We start from the raw sequence: 14,215 nt of genomic DNA on the forward strand, positions 1-14,215 counted from the left end.
GCTAGCGCGCCCTGCCCTGCCCTGCCGCCGGACAACCTCCCCGGCTACCGCTGGGGTACCCCCTCCCGCTCCACCGTGCCGACACCTCTGGACAGCACCGGTACGCTGCCCCTGCACCGGCTTCAGGAGGCAGAGCAGACGTGCGCACCCGGAACACGGCTCTCGTGGCGGCGATGTGCGCGGCGTTGGCCGCGACGGTCGCCGGATGCGGCGGCGACGGCGGCGGTGAGGACCCCGACGCGGGCACCAACGGCGTGGGCAAACTTCCCGCCGCCAAGATCGAGAGCAAGGCCCGCAACGCCGCGGTGGGCGCGGAGGCGGTACGCCTGTCCGGCAACCTCGTCACCAAGGGGCGCACCTACAAGGTCGACATGCGGCTCAAGGCGGACGGCGGCACCGGCCAGGTCTCCAGTGAGGGCAGCACCTTCGAGCTGCTGCGCGTCGGCAAGGAGCTCTACCTCAAGGCCGACGCGGGCTTCTGGTCACACGAGGACGAGAGCGGCAAGGGCAACGGCGGCGCGCCGACCGACGCCGACGCGGCCGCGGCGGACAAGCTCGACGACAAGTACGTGAAGGTGCCGGTGGGCGACCCCTCGTACAAACGGCTCAGCGGGCTGACGGACAAGAGCCTGCTGCTCGACGGGCTGCTCGCCCTGCACGGCGAGATCTCCACCGGCGACCGGGGCAAGGTCGGGGGCGTACGGACCATCCGGATCCGCGGCGGGGAGGGGAGCGGCGGGATGCTCGACGTCTCCCTGGAGGGCCGGCCGTATCCGCTGCGGCTTCAGCGGGCGGGTGACGCGGGGGTCATCCGGCTCGCCGACTGGGACAAGGACTTCACGCTGGCCGCGCCTGAGAAGGGCGATGTCGTGGACTACGGACAGCAGATTCCGAGCGGCACGTAGCGCCTGCGGCGGGCTGGCTCGGCGCTGTCCTGGCGGGCGTCGGCGCCTGCGGCCGGCCCTTTCCCCTACCCGCCCCTTCCCGAAACTTGGGCTCCGCCCCAGACCCCGACGGCCGGGGGCAGGGGCCCGCCCCGCGGTGGAGTCCCCGCGTGCGCTGGCGCCCCGCGGTGTGCTGGAGGGCCGTGGGCTGGAGTTTCGTGCGGCGGTGTCGGGGCTGCGGGCGGGGGAGCCGGGCGCGACGGAAATCGACGGGGGCTCAGGCGCGCTTGCGGGTGCGGGGGCGGCGGGTCAGGAGTTTGGGGAGCGCGGCGGGCATCGGGCGGCGGGTGATGGCCGGACTCGGGGGCGGCGTCGCGGCCAGGGAGCCGGACGGCGGCTCCGCGAGCGGGCCCGGCGCCGGTTCCAGGCGCAGCACCCGGCACTCACGGGCCCAGCGCTCGGCGATCCGCTCGGCGTCCGGCGCGTTCAGCCGCTTGCCCTTGAGCTCTTCGACGGCGGCCGTCCACGCCTCGCCGCCGGGCGCCAGCTCGGCCACCCGGGCGGGCCAGGCGACGAGCCGTCCGCCCTTGTCCTTGCTGCGCACGGTGACGGTGGCGGCGCCCCCGTCCACCAGGCCGAGGCCGCTCAGGGGCTGCTCCCCGGGGCCGTCCCCGACCAGACACACCGCGCCCTCGTGCCACACGTGCCACAGCGCGCGCTCGGTGTCCCGGGCGCCGTCCGCGCCCCGGACCCAGATGAGGGCGGACTTCTTGGCCGCCTCCTCGATGAGGGCGCGGTCCATCGGGGTCTGCGTCATGCCGACAGCCTATGACCACCCCCGGCGACCGCGGGACGGACGGCCGTCCCAGCACGTGGGCGGACAGTTTCGAAGCGGACCTATGCCCCTTACCCTGAGGCGGTGTCCAGCGCCAGTTCCAGCCGCACCGGTGCCGCCACCGGTGCCGGGTCGGCCGCCGAGCCCGTCCCTCACCGAGCCGCCGCCCTCGATGTGGCGCTGCTGGCGCTCGCCGTCGTCTCGGTCTCGTCCTCGGCGCCCCTGGTCGCCGCGACGGCGGCCCCGGCCCTCGCCGTCGCGTTCTGGCGCAACGCCATGGCCGTCGGCGTGCTCACTCCCTTCGCGGCGCTGCGCCATCGCCGGGAGCTGCGCGGGATGGGGCGCGGCGGGGTGCTGCTGTCCGCCGGGGCGGGGGCGCTGCTGGCGCTGCACTTCGGGACGTGGCTGCCCAGCCTGCACATGACCTCCGTCGCCTCGTCGACCGCGCTGGTCACCACGACCCCGATCTGGACCGCGCTGCTGCTGCGGCTGCGCGGGCAGCGCCCGCCCGCCCTGGCCTGGGCGGGCATGGCGGTCGCCATGCTCGGAGTGCTGCTGCTGACCGGGGTCGACCTGGCGCTGTCCCCCCGCGCGCTCGCGGGCGACGCCCTCGCGCTGGTGGGCGGCATCGCGGGCGCGGGGTATGTGGTGCTCGGCGCGGAGGTGCGGCGGACGGTGAGCACCACGGCGTACACCTATGTCTGTTACGGCACCACCAGCGTGCTCCTGCTGCTCACCTGCCTGGCCTCCGGCACGGCCCTGGGCGGCTACAGCGGCGCGACGTGGCTGAAGCTGGCCGTGCTGACGGTCACCGCCCAGCTGCTGGGCCATTCGCTCATCAACCGCGTCGTCAAGGGCCTGGGGCCGTCCATCACCTCGACCGCGCTGCTGCTCGAGACGCCGGGCGCGGCGCTGATCGCCGCCCTCTGGCTGGGCCAGACGCCCGAGGCGGTCGCCTACCCGGCGCTCGCGGTGATCCTGATCGGCCTCGCGCTGGTGATCCTGGCCGACCGCAGGAAGCCGGGCTGAGGGCCGGGCTGCCGGGCCGCGAACAGATCAGAGCCAGCCGTTGCGCTTGAAGCCGCGGTGGATCGTGACACAGATCGCGACCGTGACGACGAGCACCGCCGGGTAGCCGAACTTCCAGCGCAGCTCCGGCATGTAGTCGAAGTTCATGCCGTAGATCCCGGCGATCATCGTGGGCACGGCGAAGATCGCCGCCCAGGAGGTGATCTTGCGCATGTCCTCGTTCTGGGCGACCGTGGCCTGCGCCAGGTTCGCCTGGAGGATCGAGTTGAGCAGGTCGTCGAAGGCCAGCACCTGCTCGTTGACCCGGGCCAGGTGGTCCGCGACGTCCCGGAAGTACTTCTGGATGTCCGGGTCCACCACCCGCATCGGCCGCTCGCTGAGCAGCTGCATCGGCCGCAGCAGCGGCGAGACGGCCCGCTTGAACTCCAGCACCTCGCGCTTGAGCTGGTAGATCCGCCCCGCGTCGCCGCCCCGCCGGGAGCTGGCCGCCGAGAAGACGTCGATCTCGACCTCGTCGATGTCGTCCTGGACCGCGTCGGCGACCGCGAGGTAGCCGTCCACGACCTGGTCGGCGATCGCGTGCAGCACCGCCGAGGGGCCCTTGGCGAGCAGCTCGGGGTCCTCCTGGAGGCGGTGGCGCAGCGCGCGCAGCGAGCCCTGGCCGCCGTGCCGGACGGTCACGATGAAGTTCCGGCCGGTGAAGCACATCACCTCGCCGGTCTCGACGACCTCGCTGGTGGCGGTGAGCTCCGCGTGCTCGACGTAGTGGATGGTCTTGAAGACGGTGAACAGGGAGTCGTCGTACCGCTCCAGCTTCGGCCGCTGGTGTGCCTGGACCGCGTCCTCCACGGCCAGCGGGTGCAGCCCGAACTCCTGCGCGATGCCGGCGAACTCGCGCTCGGTGGGCTCGTGCAGCCCGATCCAGGCGAAGCCGCCCTCGGCGCGCACCCGCTTCATGGCCTCGGCCGGGGAGCAGTGGTCGCTGACCCGCCGCCCCTCGCGGTAGACGGCACAGTCGATCACCGCGCTGGAGACGGACGGGTCGCGGGTGGTGTCGTAGTTGCTGGTGGCGCGGGGGCGGCGCAGGGCGGGGCGGACGGCTGCGCGCAGGTCGCGGATCATCGACATGACGGGCTCCTTCACAAGCGGGCCGTCAGCGGCGGGCGCGCGGCGCAGCGCGGCCCGGAAGGTGGACGTACGGGCTCCGGTGGCCGTACGTCCGCAAAGCGGGCGGCGCTCCGTGCGATGGCGCTGACGGAAGTTCGCGGAAAATCGCGGAGGCGCGATAAAGAAAGGGGCAAAGCGTTACGAAGGCGCTCTACCGTCACGTGCCCTGGATGCGAAATCACTTCACGTGTTTCACCGCGAGGCGGTGGGGTACGGAAGGTTTCAGATCACGAACAGACGCATACCGAGGGGAAGAGGACGGGAGAACTGTCGGTACTGCACGGTCGACTCGGATCCACCGCAGCCCCACCTCCTCCAGCCGGTCCCCCTTGAGGGATGACGTGTAACTCCCTGGGCAGGCGTCAAGGCTATCAGCCGCCTGAAGCGTTCAGCCGTCGTTTTGCCTGTTCGATACGCGATCTATGCTCGCCGCATGTCAGACGTTCTTGAGCTGGTCGAGGCCCGGTTGCGTACGGCGCTGGGCGAGCCCGACGCCCGCGCGGCCGTGACCTTCGTCGGTACGGACCGCATCGAGGTGCTGCGCTTCCGTGACGCGGACGTCGTGCGTTACGCCACACTCGGGATGTCCGACCGGCCGATGGCCGACCCCACCGCCGTCCTCGCCGACCCGCTGCGCGGTCCGCGCGCCGAGCTGGTGCTGACGGTACGGATCGGCGGCGCGGCCGTGGGCCCCGGGCTGCCCGTACTCGACGAGGTGCTGCGCCCGCTCGCCGTCCTCGCCGCGTCCCCCCAGGTGGAGGGCGTGGTGGTGGCGCCGGGCGCCTCGCTCGACCTGGGCGGGCCGCTGTGGCCGGGGGCGCCCTTCAGCTCCGTACTCGTGGCCGAACCCGGCGGGCTGGTCGAGGACGTGGAGCTGGACCTGCTGAGGGACCCGGTCCGGTTTCTGCCGCTGCTGCCCATGACCGGGAACGAGGCGGCCTGGAAGCGGGTGCACGGGGCGGGGGCGCTCCAGGACCGCTGGCTCAGGCACGGCACGGATCTGCGGGACCCGGCCCGCTCCGCGGTGCCGCTGGCGAGCTGAGGGACGCGGCCGTAGGTCCTCGGCCGGGCCCCGGTCGATCCGGGCGTGTCCACGCGTCGTATCCGGACGGGTGATCGTCCTTGACGTGGCGGTTTCCGGGGAGGACCGTGGGGCCCTATGAGGGGCGAACCCAGTTGCCCGAAGTGCGGTGGCCGGGTGCGGGCGCCCGGTCTTTTCGCCGACTCCTGGCAGTGCGGGGTGCATGGCACGGTGCACCCCCTCCAGCCGGTCGTCCCGCCGAGCGTCGAAGCACTCGTGGTGGTGACCAACCGTGCCCGGGTGCCCGTGTGGATGCCGTGGCCGCTGCCCGTGGGCTGGCTGTTCACCGGTGTCGCGTGCGCGGGCGACGACCGCAGCGGCGGCCGGGCCACCGCCGTCGCCTGCTCAGGACCCGGCCCGCTGGGCGGGCCCGGGGAGCTGCTGCTGGTCGCGGAGGAGCTGGGGGTGGGGCTCGGGGCGCGCTACGCCGGGATCCGCGGCCCCGATCCGGGGCCGGGCATGCGGGTCGACCGCGCGCCGCAGGTCAAGGTGTTGGCCGCGGGGCGGCCCACCCCGCTGTGGCTGGTCGAGGGCACGCCGGACGACCGCGCGGTGTTCGCGGGCGAGGCGTGCGGGCTGTGGCTGTGGGCGATCCTCTGGCCCGAGCAGACCGGTCTGATGATGTACGACGAGATGGTGCTCACCGATCTGCGGGACGCCGGGGCCGAGGTGGACCTGGTGCCGTGCGGGGCGCTCTCGCCGCGGATCCTGGGCTGATCATCCCGGTCGCGGCCGGTTACCCTGGAGCGTCCGCTCCGTTCCACCGCCGTAGCCGGGAGTCCGCGTCGTGCGCATCGATCTGCACACCCACTCCACTGCGTCCGACGGCACCGACACCCCCGCCGAGCTGGTGCGCAATGCCGCCGCGGCCGGGCTGGACGTCGTCGCGCTCACCGACCACGACACGGTCGGCGGATACGAGGCGGCGAAGCGGGCGCTGCCTGCGGGGCTGACCCTGGTGACCGGCGCCGAGCTGTCGTGCCGGCTGGTGCTCCCGCCGTCCGGCGGCGGCGGTTCGGGCGCTTCGGAGGACGGCGCGGCGGGCGTGAGCCTGCACATGCTGGCGTATCTCTTCGACCCGGCCGAGCCGGAGCTGGCGCGCGAGCGCGAGCTCGTCCGCGACGACCGGGTGCCGCGCGCCCGCGGGATGGTCGACAAGCTGCGTGAGCTGGGCGTGCCGATCACCTGGGAGCAGGTGGCGCGGATCGCCGGTGACGGGGCCGTGGGGCGGCCGCATGTGGCCACCGCGATGGTCGACCTGGGTGTCGTCGAAAGCGTCTCGGACGCGTTTACGCCGCAGTGGCTCGCCAATGGCGGCCGGGCCTACGTCGAGAAGCACGAGCTCGACCCGTTCGACGCGATCCGGCTGGTCAAGGCGGCCGGCGGGGTGACCGTCTTCGCGCATCCGCTGGCCCTCAAGCGCGGGCAGTGCGTGCCCGAGAGCGCGATCGCCGAGCTCGCCGCCGCGGGTCTCGACGGCATCGAGGTGGACCACATGGACCACGACGAGCCCACGCGCGCGCGGCTGCGCGGCCTCGCCGCCGACCTCGGACTGCTCACCACGGGCTCCAGCGACTACCACGGCAGCCGTAAGACCTGTCGTCTCGGTGAGTACACGACGGATCCGGAGATCTACGGAGAGATCGCCCGCCGGGCGACCGGGGCGTCCCCGGTGCCGGGCACGGCGGGCTGAGCCCGGCACCGGGCGCGCCCGGACGCACAAGCGCCCCCGTGCGACGAGGCACAGGGGCGCCGGAAGCTGCGTACTAGCTGCGTACTACATGCGGGGCGTTACCGGGCTGAGCTTTCGGCGGGACGGATGTAGATGCGCTGACCGATTGCGGCGGCCTGCTGCACGATCCGGTTGACGGAGGCGGCGTCTACAACGGTGCTGTCCACGGCGGTGCCGTCGACGTCGTCAAGGCGCATGATCTCGAAGCGCATGGCTTCTCCCTTCGTCTGATCCTCCTGAGGAGAACTGTGATGATGAACGGACGCCGGCGGCGTCACTGCCGCGAGCGTCTGTACGGTCCAACAGAGGGTCTACGGAAAACATTCCCTACGCTAAAGAAAATTTTCGGGAGCCTAATTACCGTTTCGTACCAGGTCCGGTTGTGTCCCTAGCGCGCTGGCCCGGACAATGAAGCGCGTATGAGTGACGTCACGCCTGCGGGCCAACCAGACCTCGCCTCGATCGTCTCGGGCATCGAGCGCACCAACGAGCTGTTGCAGCGTGTGCTCGCCGAGGTCGCGACCACACCCTCCACCCACGCGATATTCGTGGACGCCGGCTACGTCTACGCGGCAGCCGGCCGACTGGTCGCCGGGACCGAGGACCGCAGAGCCTTCGAGCTCGACGCCGAGGGGCTCATCGAGGCGTTCATCGACAAGGCCCGCACGATCTTCCCGGACAGCAGACTCCTGCGCGTCTACTGGTACGACGGCGCCCGGCGCCGTATCCACACCTCCGAGCAGCAGGGCATCGCCGAGCTGCCCGACGTCAAGGTCCGGCTCGGCAACCTCAACGCCAACAACCAGCAGAAGGGCGTCGACTCGCTCATCCGCACCGACTTGGAGTCCCTCGCCCGGCACCGCGCCATCGGCGACGCGGCGCTGATCGGCGGGGACGAGGACCTGGTCTCCGCGGTCGAGGCGGCGCAGGGGTACGGCGCGCGGGTGCACCTGTGGGGCATCGAGGCCGTCGAGGGGCGCAACCAGGCCGAGCCGCTGCTGTGGGAGGTCGACAGCCAGCGCACCTTCGACCTCGACTTCTGCAAGCCGTACGTCACCCGCCGCCCCATGGGCTTCGAGCCGTACGGCGGCGGCGACCCGGTCCCGGGCGGTCCCGCCCCCAGCCGCGACGATGTGCGCTTCGTCGGGGCGCAGATCGCCGCGCGATGGCTGTCCTCGCGCGGCCGGGAGTCACTCGCCGAGCTGCTGCCCGGCCACCCCTATCTGCCGGGCTCGGTCGACCAGGAGCTGCTGATCGACGCGGAGGCGCTGCTGCGGCTGTCGCTGCGTACGCACGCCGATCTGCGCCGGGCGCTGCGGGACGGCTTCTGGGAGCACCTACAGGCCCAGTACTGAACCCGGTACTGAAGGCCCGGCGCCGAGGGTCAGCCCTGGCGGGGTGCGACGCCGCACCAGAAGTCGATCAGTGCCTCGGCGGTGGGACGCGGCCGCTCGGCGTTGGGGGAGTGCCCCGCGCCCTGGATCACGGTGCGGCGGGCGGCCAGCCGCTCGGCCATCCCGTCCATCAGCGACACCGGCCAGGCGTCGTCCACCACCCCCGACAGCACATGCTTGGGCAGCGCCACCGCGGCCAGCTCCGCGACCCGGTCCGGCTCCCGGTTCAGCTGCCGCCCGGTGGCCATCAGCTGCTCGGGCACGGTGCCGAGCCAGCGCTGATGCAGAAACTCCTCGATGCCGGGCGGCGTCGTCTCCTCGGGCGCCTCCTGCGGGTCCAGCTCGCGCATCGCCCGCCAGACGCTCTCCATGTCGGTCACGGACAGCGCGTCGATCAGCAGCTTGGTGCGGGCCTGCTGCGGCTCGGAGATGGCGGCCGGGCCCGAGGACATCAGCGTCAGCGAGGCGAAGGCACCCGGGTCCAGCAGCACGGCGGCCCGTACGATCAGCCCGCCCAGCGAATGCCCGAGCACATGCGGCGGCGCGGGGTCCCCGGCAGCGGCGGAGTCCAGCGCGGCCGCCTGCGCCAGTACGTCCCGGGCCAGCTCCGGCTGCGCGTACGCCGCCTCGTCCCGCGGCCCCTCGCTCTCGTGCTGCCCCCGCCCGTCCAGCGCGACCGCCCGGAACCCGGCGCGGGCCAGCGGCTCCAGCAGTGCGATGAAGTCCTCCTTGCTGCCGGTGAACCCGGGCACCAGCAGCACCGTGCCGCGCGGCGCCCCCTCGGGGCGCGCTTCGTGTACGGCGAACTCGCCGCGCGCGGTGCGAAGGCGGTACGCGCGGGCGCACCCGGGCAGCGTGAGGAACGGCGGCCTGCTCATGCGCCGAGGCTAGCGCGTACACGGAAAATCCCGGCCAACCCACCGTGACGAGTACCCCGTGCCGCGGGCCGCTCGAGGGCCTGGACGGGGACACCGAAGGGCCCGGTCCGCGGGGAGCGGACCGGGCCCTTCGGCGGTTGAGCGGGTGCCGTCAGCTCGCCTCTGTGGCCTCTGTGGCCTCTGTGGCCTCGGCGGCCTTGGAGGCCGCGCCGCGGGTGCGGCGACGGCGGCGGGCCGGCTGGGGCTCGCCTTCCTCGGCGGCTGCCGGGGACGCCTCGGCCTCGGCGGACGGGGCCGCCGCTGCCGCTTCCGCGGCCTTGGCGGCCGTGGTGGAGCGGGTGCGGCGACGGCGCGGCTTGGCGGGGGCCTCGGCGGGCTCGGCGGCCGCCTCCGCGCCCGGCTGGGCCGGAGCGGTGTCGGCGACGGCCGTGGCCGGGCCCTCGGCCGTGGCCACGGCTGCCTCGGCTGCCTCGGCCGCCTTGCCGGTGACCCCGGCGCGGGTACGGCGACGGCGGCGCGGCTGCCTCGGCTCGGCCGGCGCGGTCTCGGCGTCGGCGGGGGACTCGACCGCCGCGGTGTCCACGGCCGTCTCGCCCGTCTCGCCCGTCGTCCCGTCGACCGCGACGCCGCCGCGCAGCCGGCGCCGCTGGCGCGGCGTGCGGGTGCGGGCGGGGCGCTCCTCGACGGGCGCCGCCGAGCGGCGGCCACCGCGGCCGCCCCGGGGTCCGCGGGCGCCGGTCTCGCCGAGGTCTTCGATCTCCTCGGCGTCCAGGCCCGCCCGGGTGCGCTCGGCGCGCGGCAGGACACCGGTGGTGCCCTCCGGGATGTTCAGCAGCTCAAACAGGTGCTCGGAGGTGGAGTAGGTCTCCTCCGGCTCGTTGAAGGGCAGGTCCAGCGCCTTGTTGATCAGCTGCCAGCGCGGGATGTCGTCCCAGTCGACGAGGGTGATGGCGGTGCCCGAGGCGCCCGCGCGGCCGGTGCGGCCGATGCGGTGCAGATATGTCTTCTCGTCCTCGGGGGACTGGTAATTGATCACATGCGTGACGCCCTCGACGTCGATGCCGCGCGCGGCGACGTCGGTGGCCACCAGCACATCGACCTTGCCGTTGCGGAAGGCGCGCAGCGCCTGCTCGCGCGCCCCCTGGCCGAGGTCGCCGTGGACCGCGCCGGAGGCGAAGCCGCGGCGGGCCAGCTGGTCGGCGATGTCGGCGGCGGTCCGCTTCGTACGGCAGAAGATCATGACGAGGCCGCGGCCCTCGGCCTGGAGCACACGCGCCACGACCTCGGGCTTGTCCAGGGAGTGGGCGCGGAAGACATGCTGCGTGATGTTCGCGACGGTCGCGCCCTCGTCGTCCGGCGCGGTGGCGCGGATGTGGGTGGGCTGCGACATGTAGCGCCGGGCCAGCGAGATGACCTGGCCCGGCATGGTCGCCGAGAAGAGCATCGTCTGGCGCTTGGCCGGCAGCATCTGGATGATCTTCTCGACGTCGGGCAGGAAGCCCAGGTCGAGCATCTCATCGGCCTCGTCGAGGACGAGGGACTTCACGGCGGAGAGCCGCAGCTTCTTCTGGCCGGCCAGGTCGAGCAGCCGGCCGGGGGTGCCGACCACCACGTCGACGCCCTTCTTCAGGGCCTCGACCTGCGGTTCGTAGGCCCGGCCGCCGTAGATCGACAGGACGCGCACGGCGCGCACCTTGCCGGCGGTGAGCAGGTCGTTGGTGACCTGCTGGCAGAGCTCGCGGGTGGGGACGACCACGAGCGCCTGCGGGGCGTCGGTCAGCAGCTCGGGCGCGGCCCGGCCCGCCTCGACGTCCGCGGGGACGGTGACGCGCTCCAGCAGCGGGAGGCCGAAGCCCAGCGTCTTGCCGGTGCCGGTCTTGGCCTGGCCGATGACATCGGAGCCCGAGAGGGCCACCGGGAGCGTCATCTCTTGGATGGGGAACGGGGACGTGATGCCGACGGCCTCGAGGGCCTCGGCCGTCTCGGGGAGGATCCCGAGTTCTCGGAAAGTGGTCAGGATGCTTGCCTCTTCTGTGAGACGCGGCGTGAGGCGGCGAAGGGGGTCGCACGGCGCCCCGAGTACAACCGGCCTTGGGGTGGCCGGTCCGGCGCGGGACCACTGCCCTCGCTCGAGCGCTCATACCGCGAGCGGGTCCCTCCTGCCGTGCGCACGATTCCATGCGCGCCGCGCGGAGGGCGGTCGGTTTGGAGCCGATCGGGCCACCGACCGGGCATCCGTATTCGTGGAACGACCCGCCGATACTCGGCGGGCGCCAATAGCACTGTACCCCGAGAGCGCGCATCTGTGACCGGGATGCCGGTTCCGCCCTGTGGTCGGCCGTGGCTGACCAGGGCCTTCCCAGGGGCGCTCAGCGGGCTATTGTGCGCTCCATGGAGACGTCTGACACACCGGATAACGCCCCCGCCGCCGGGGAGACCGCAGAGGGACACACCGGCGAGGAGCCCACCGGGATCGCCGCCCAGGACTGGGATCGGGCGGCCGCCGACCCGCAGTACCGGGCCGCCGTCGTGGATCTGCTCGGCGCCCTCGCCTACGGCGAGCTGGCCGCCTTCGAGCGCCTGGCCGAGGACGCCAAGCTGGCGCCGACGCTGGAGGACAAGGCGGAGCTGGCGAAGATGGCGTCCGCCGAGTTCCACCACTTCCAGCAGCTCAGGGACCGGCTGGCGGAGGTGGGCGAGCAGCCGACGGCGGCCATGGAGCCCTTCGCGGCGGCGCTGGACGGCTTCCACCGCCAGACCGCGCCGTCGGACTGGCTGGAGGGCCTGGTCAAGGCGTACGTCGGCGACTCGATCGCCAGCGACTTCTACCGCGAGGTGGCGGCCCGGCTGGACTCGGACACCCGAGGGCTGGTGCTGAGCGTGCTCGACGACACCGGCCACGCCACGTTCGCGGTGGAGAAGGTGCGGGCGGCCATCGAGGCGGACCCGCGGGTCGGCGGGCGGCTGGCGCTGTGGGCGCGGCGGCTGATGGGCGAGGCGCTGTCGCAGGCGCAGCGCGTGGTCGCGGAGCGGGACGCGCTGTCCACCATGCTGGTCGGCGGGGTGGCGGACGGCTTCGACCTGGCGGAGGTCGGCCGGATGTTCTCCCGGATCACCGAGGCGCACACCAAGCGGATGGCCGCGCTGGGCCTGGCTTCCTGAGTCGGCGGACGGAACGGCAGCGGCGGCCCGTGCCCCAGGGGGGTGCGGGCCGCCGCTCAGGTGGGATGGACAGGCCGGTGGATGCGCGGCCGGGTCTCAGGCCGGGGCGGAGCGGCGCAGCCCGCTCGCCGGGCGGACCAGCAGCGACAGCAGCGCCACCGCGAAGCCGAGCGCGACGATCAGCACCGTCGCCGTGTGGCCCGCGCCCAGCACGGCGTGGGCGAGCAGGGCGCCGAGCAGTGCGGCGCCGGGGCCGGTGGACAGCAGCAGACGCCTGGAATGGAACCTCCGGGGCTGCCATCGGCCCGCCCCGTAAGCGATGGCGAGACCGATCAGTACGGAGGCGAGCGCTTCCAAGATCATGGTGCGTCCTTCCCGTGGGCGGGGATCGGGACCGGGGCCCGGGGTCACATCGGTCCGTGCCCTGGTCGAGGCCGTCCTACCCCCGGCCGGGGGTAGGCAACCCCTGTCGGCCCGAGCCGCACCCGAAGGTGGCCTTCCGTACGGAAAGCGGCGGGGCCCGGTGAGGTTTCCCCACCGGGCCCCGCCGCTGTTGGCGCGGACGCTCGGACGCTCAGAGCGCGCTGAAGCCGACCTTGCGGGCGGTCGGCTCGCCGATCTCGACGTACGCCAGCCGGTCGGACGGGACCAGGACCTTGCGGCCGTGGTCGTCCACCAGGGTCAGCAGCTGCGCCTTGCCGGCGAGCGCCTCGGCCACCGCGCGCTCGACCTCCTCGGCGGTCTGCCCGCTCTCCAAGACGATCTCGCGGGGCGCGTGCAGCACGCCGATCTTGACCTCCACGGCTTTGTCCCTCCGACGGTCAGTTGGGTGCGCGGCCAGCCGCGCCGTACGCAGCACACATTAGCCCGGTGCGGAGACCGAGCGGGCCGCCCGGGCGCACGCCCGCAGCGAACACGCACCGCCGTCCGCGGGGAATACGCGGCGGGGCCGTGCCGTTCAGTGGCCGCCTTCGGTCCCGTGCAGAGGGAAGCCCGCGATGCCCCGCCAGGCCAGCGAGGTGAGCAGCTGCACCGCCGTGTCGCGCGGGACGGAGCTCTCGCTGGAGAGCCAGTAGCGCGCGACCACCTGCGAGACCCCGCCGAGGCCGACCGCCAGCAGCATCGACTCGTCCTGCGACAGCCCGGTGTCCTCGGCGATCACCTCGCTGATCGCCTCGGCGCACTGGAGCGCGACCCGGTCCACGCGCTCGCGCACGGCCGGCTCGTTGGTCAGATCGGACTCGAAGACGAGGCGGAAGGCGCCGCCCTCGTTCTCGACATACGCGAAGTAGGCGTCCATGGTGGCGGCGACCCGCTGCTTGTTCTCGGTCGTCGACGCCAGCGCGGTGCGCACCGCCTGGAGCAGCGCCTCGCAGTGCTGGTCCAGCAGGGCCAGATAGAGGTCGAGCTTGCCGGGGAAGTGCTGGTAGAGCACGGGCTTGCTGACCCCGGCGCGCTCGGCGATGTCGTCCATGGCCGCCGCGTGATAGCCCTGTGCGACAAAGACCTCCTGGGCGGCCCCCAGGAGCTGATTCCGTCGGGCTCGGCGCGGCAGGCGCGTGCCACGCGGGCGCGCCTCGGTCTGCTCGATGGCTGTCACGCCGCCTCCCAAATGAGTGTTCCGTACACGGTGTCCACCGCGCCGCCATCGTACTTTTGGGTAACAGGGCGGCGCGCGGTCCGTACGGAGAATTTCACGGACCGGACTCCATGAAAAGCTGACAAATGGCGCAGGTCATTGATAGTCGTCCTCGTTCACCTCGACGACCCGGGTCTGCTCCACCCGGTCCGCCTCGTTCGCCTCCACCAGTCTGTCGGTGATCCGGGGCAGAGGCTCGTCCCGGTGCGGAAGGAGATCGTGGCGCTGCTCCGCGGCGTCCACTTCCGGCGCCTCGACGTCCTCCACAGCGGATTCGGTGACGTCGGTTTCCTCGAAGGTCTCGGGGTCGCTGGGGTCGACGGACATCTCTCCCCTTCCCTGGGGCGCGTTCTCCTGGGGCGTTCCTGCGTTCCTGCGTTCCTCGGGTCCCCGGATCCGGGCGTCTGTCCCGCC

At 73.0% G+C, this 14,215-nt stretch carries 16 protein-coding genes; 7 read left to right on the forward strand and 9 right to left on the reverse strand.

Going from position 1 to position 14,215, the window contains the following annotated elements; all coding sequences use genetic code 11:
- The first annotated feature begins 140 nt into the window (after nucleotides 1–140).
- On the forward strand, nucleotides 141–905 hold the full coding sequence (locus ACZ4WQ_RS18180) for a hypothetical protein (RefSeq protein WP_311727650.1): 765 nt from the start codon (nucleotides 141–143) through the stop codon (nucleotides 903–905).
- A gap of 256 nt (nucleotides 906–1,161) precedes the next feature.
- On the opposite strand, the gene ACZ4WQ_RS18185 is transcribed toward ACZ4WQ_RS18180, so the two are convergent.
- Nucleotides 1,162–1,701 carry a hypothetical protein gene (locus ACZ4WQ_RS18185; RefSeq protein WP_398371168.1) on the reverse strand — a complete coding sequence of 180 codons (540 nt, stop codon included), beginning with the start codon at nucleotides 1,699–1,701 and terminating at the stop codon, nucleotides 1,162–1,164.
- A gap of 102 nt (nucleotides 1,702–1,803) precedes the next feature.
- On the opposite strand from ACZ4WQ_RS18185, the gene ACZ4WQ_RS18190 reads away from it, so the two are divergent.
- Nucleotides 1,804–2,748, forward strand: a complete 945-nt coding sequence (locus ACZ4WQ_RS18190; protein WP_385349923.1) for a DMT family transporter — start codon at nucleotides 1,804–1,806, stop codon at nucleotides 2,746–2,748.
- A 27-nt stretch (nucleotides 2,749–2,775) separates the two neighbouring features.
- On the opposite strand, the gene corA is transcribed toward ACZ4WQ_RS18190, so the two are convergent.
- On the reverse strand, nucleotides 2,776–3,876 hold the full coding sequence (corA, locus tag ACZ4WQ_RS18195) for a magnesium/cobalt transporter CorA (protein WP_311727652.1): 1,101 nt from the start codon (nucleotides 3,874–3,876) through the stop codon (nucleotides 2,776–2,778).
- 472 nt (nucleotides 3,877–4,348) lie between these two features.
- Here corA and ACZ4WQ_RS18200 point away from each other — a divergent pair, with 472 nt between their 5' ends.
- The 3 genes from ACZ4WQ_RS18200 (at nucleotide 4,349) to ACZ4WQ_RS18210 (ending at nucleotide 6,689) form a co-directional block, all read left to right on the forward strand.
- Entirely contained in the window at nucleotides 4,349–4,957 is a 609-nt protein-coding gene (locus ACZ4WQ_RS18200; protein WP_468022290.1) for a suppressor of fused domain protein, read from the forward strand.
- A 117-nt stretch (nucleotides 4,958–5,074) separates the two neighbouring features.
- Complete coding sequence (locus ACZ4WQ_RS18205) at nucleotides 5,075–5,713, forward strand: DUF6758 family protein (RefSeq protein WP_385349915.1); 639 nt, start codon at nucleotides 5,075–5,077, stop codon at nucleotides 5,711–5,713.
- A gap of 70 nt (nucleotides 5,714–5,783) precedes the next feature.
- The gene (locus ACZ4WQ_RS18210; RefSeq protein ID WP_311727655.1) at nucleotides 5,784–6,689 is read left to right on the forward strand and encodes a PHP domain-containing protein; all 906 of its coding nucleotides are present in this window, start codon (nucleotides 5,784–5,786) and stop codon (nucleotides 6,687–6,689) included.
- Between the two features lie 98 nt (nucleotides 6,690–6,787).
- Here the strand turns inward: ACZ4WQ_RS18210 and ACZ4WQ_RS18215 are convergent, their stop codons facing one another.
- Nucleotides 6,788–6,940, reverse strand: a complete 153-nt coding sequence (locus ACZ4WQ_RS18215; protein WP_014176661.1) for a hypothetical protein — start codon at nucleotides 6,938–6,940, stop codon at nucleotides 6,788–6,790.
- 207 nt (nucleotides 6,941–7,147) lie between these two features.
- Between ACZ4WQ_RS18215 and ACZ4WQ_RS18220 the strand changes: the two genes are divergently transcribed.
- Nucleotides 7,148–8,083: an NYN domain-containing protein gene (locus tag ACZ4WQ_RS18220; protein ID WP_311727656.1), complete on the forward strand. Its 936-nt coding sequence runs from the start codon at nucleotides 7,148–7,150 to the stop codon at nucleotides 8,081–8,083.
- A 29-nt stretch (nucleotides 8,084–8,112) separates the two neighbouring features.
- Here the strand turns inward: ACZ4WQ_RS18220 and ACZ4WQ_RS18225 are convergent, their stop codons facing one another.
- Together ACZ4WQ_RS18225 and ACZ4WQ_RS18230 are read right to left on the reverse strand one after the other, a co-directional pair.
- On the reverse strand, nucleotides 8,113–9,000 hold the full coding sequence (locus ACZ4WQ_RS18225; RefSeq protein WP_311727657.1) for an alpha/beta fold hydrolase: 888 nt from the start codon (nucleotides 8,998–9,000) through the stop codon (nucleotides 8,113–8,115).
- Nucleotides 9,001–9,151: 151 nt separating this feature from the next.
- Nucleotides 9,152–10,927 carry a DEAD/DEAH box helicase gene (locus tag ACZ4WQ_RS18230; protein WP_468022291.1) on the reverse strand — a complete coding sequence of 592 codons (1,776 nt, stop codon included), beginning with the start codon at nucleotides 10,925–10,927 and terminating at the stop codon, nucleotides 9,152–9,154.
- A 455-nt stretch (nucleotides 10,928–11,382) separates the two neighbouring features.
- On the opposite strand from ACZ4WQ_RS18230, the gene ACZ4WQ_RS18235 reads away from it, so the two are divergent.
- A complete protein-coding gene (locus ACZ4WQ_RS18235) occupies nucleotides 11,383–12,162 on the forward strand; it encodes a ferritin-like fold-containing protein (RefSeq protein ID WP_311727659.1) in 780 nt (259 codons plus the stop codon).
- Between the two features lie 96 nt (nucleotides 12,163–12,258).
- On the opposite strand, the gene ACZ4WQ_RS18240 is transcribed toward ACZ4WQ_RS18235, so the two are convergent.
- The 4 genes from ACZ4WQ_RS18240 to ACZ4WQ_RS18255 all read right to left on the reverse strand — a co-directional run bounded on the left by ACZ4WQ_RS18240 (nucleotide 12,259) and on the right by ACZ4WQ_RS18255 (nucleotide 14,128).
- Nucleotides 12,259–12,525, reverse strand: coding sequence for a hypothetical protein (locus ACZ4WQ_RS18240; protein WP_311727660.1), 267 nt, complete (start codon nucleotides 12,523–12,525; stop codon nucleotides 12,259–12,261).
- A gap of 211 nt (nucleotides 12,526–12,736) precedes the next feature.
- Entirely contained in the window at nucleotides 12,737–12,964 is a 228-nt protein-coding gene (locus tag ACZ4WQ_RS18245) for a DUF3107 domain-containing protein (RefSeq protein ID WP_311727661.1), read from the reverse strand.
- Between the two features lie 156 nt (nucleotides 12,965–13,120).
- Entirely contained in the window at nucleotides 13,121–13,762 is a 642-nt protein-coding gene (locus ACZ4WQ_RS18250) for a TetR/AcrR family transcriptional regulator (protein WP_311727662.1), read from the reverse strand.
- A gap of 135 nt (nucleotides 13,763–13,897) precedes the next feature.
- Nucleotides 13,898–14,128, reverse strand: coding sequence for a hypothetical protein (locus tag ACZ4WQ_RS18255; protein ID WP_311727663.1), 231 nt, complete (start codon nucleotides 14,126–14,128; stop codon nucleotides 13,898–13,900).
- Nucleotides 14,129–14,215: the final 87 nt, after the last annotated feature.

The sequence above is a fragment of the Streptomyces sp. NPDC028305 genome (assembly GCF_055569495.1).

Coding starts and splice junctions, on each gene's coding strand:
- ACZ4WQ_RS18205 (WP_385349915.1), top strand. CDS start 5,075: ATGAGGGGCGAACCCAGTTGCCCGAAGTGCGGTGGCCGGGTGCGGGCG.
- ACZ4WQ_RS18255 (WP_311727663.1), bottom strand. CDS start 14,128: ATGTCCGTCGACCCCAGCGACCCCGAGACCTTCGAGGAAACCGACGTC.
- ACZ4WQ_RS18240 (WP_311727660.1), bottom strand. CDS start 12,525: ATGATCTTGGAAGCGCTCGCCTCCGTACTGATCGGTCTCGCCATCGCT.
- ACZ4WQ_RS18200 (WP_468022290.1), top strand. CDS start 4,349: ATGTCAGACGTTCTTGAGCTGGTCGAGGCCCGGTTGCGTACGGCGCTG.
- ACZ4WQ_RS18220 (WP_311727656.1), top strand. CDS start 7,148: ATGAGTGACGTCACGCCTGCGGGCCAACCAGACCTCGCCTCGATCGTC.
- ACZ4WQ_RS18185 (WP_398371168.1), bottom strand. CDS start 1,701: ATGACGCAGACCCCGATGGACCGCGCCCTCATCGAGGAGGCGGCCAAG.
- corA (WP_311727652.1), bottom strand. CDS start 3,876: ATGTCGATGATCCGCGACCTGCGCGCAGCCGTCCGCCCCGCCCTGCGC.
- ACZ4WQ_RS18225 (WP_311727657.1), bottom strand. CDS start 9,000: ATGAGCAGGCCGCCGTTCCTCACGCTGCCCGGGTGCGCCCGCGCGTAC.
- ACZ4WQ_RS18230 (WP_468022291.1), bottom strand. CDS start 10,927: ATGACGCTCCCGGTGGCCCTCTCGGGCTCCGATGTCATCGGCCAGGCC.
- ACZ4WQ_RS18215 (WP_014176661.1), bottom strand. CDS start 6,940: ATGCGCTTCGAGATCATGCGCCTTGACGACGTCGACGGCACCGCCGTG.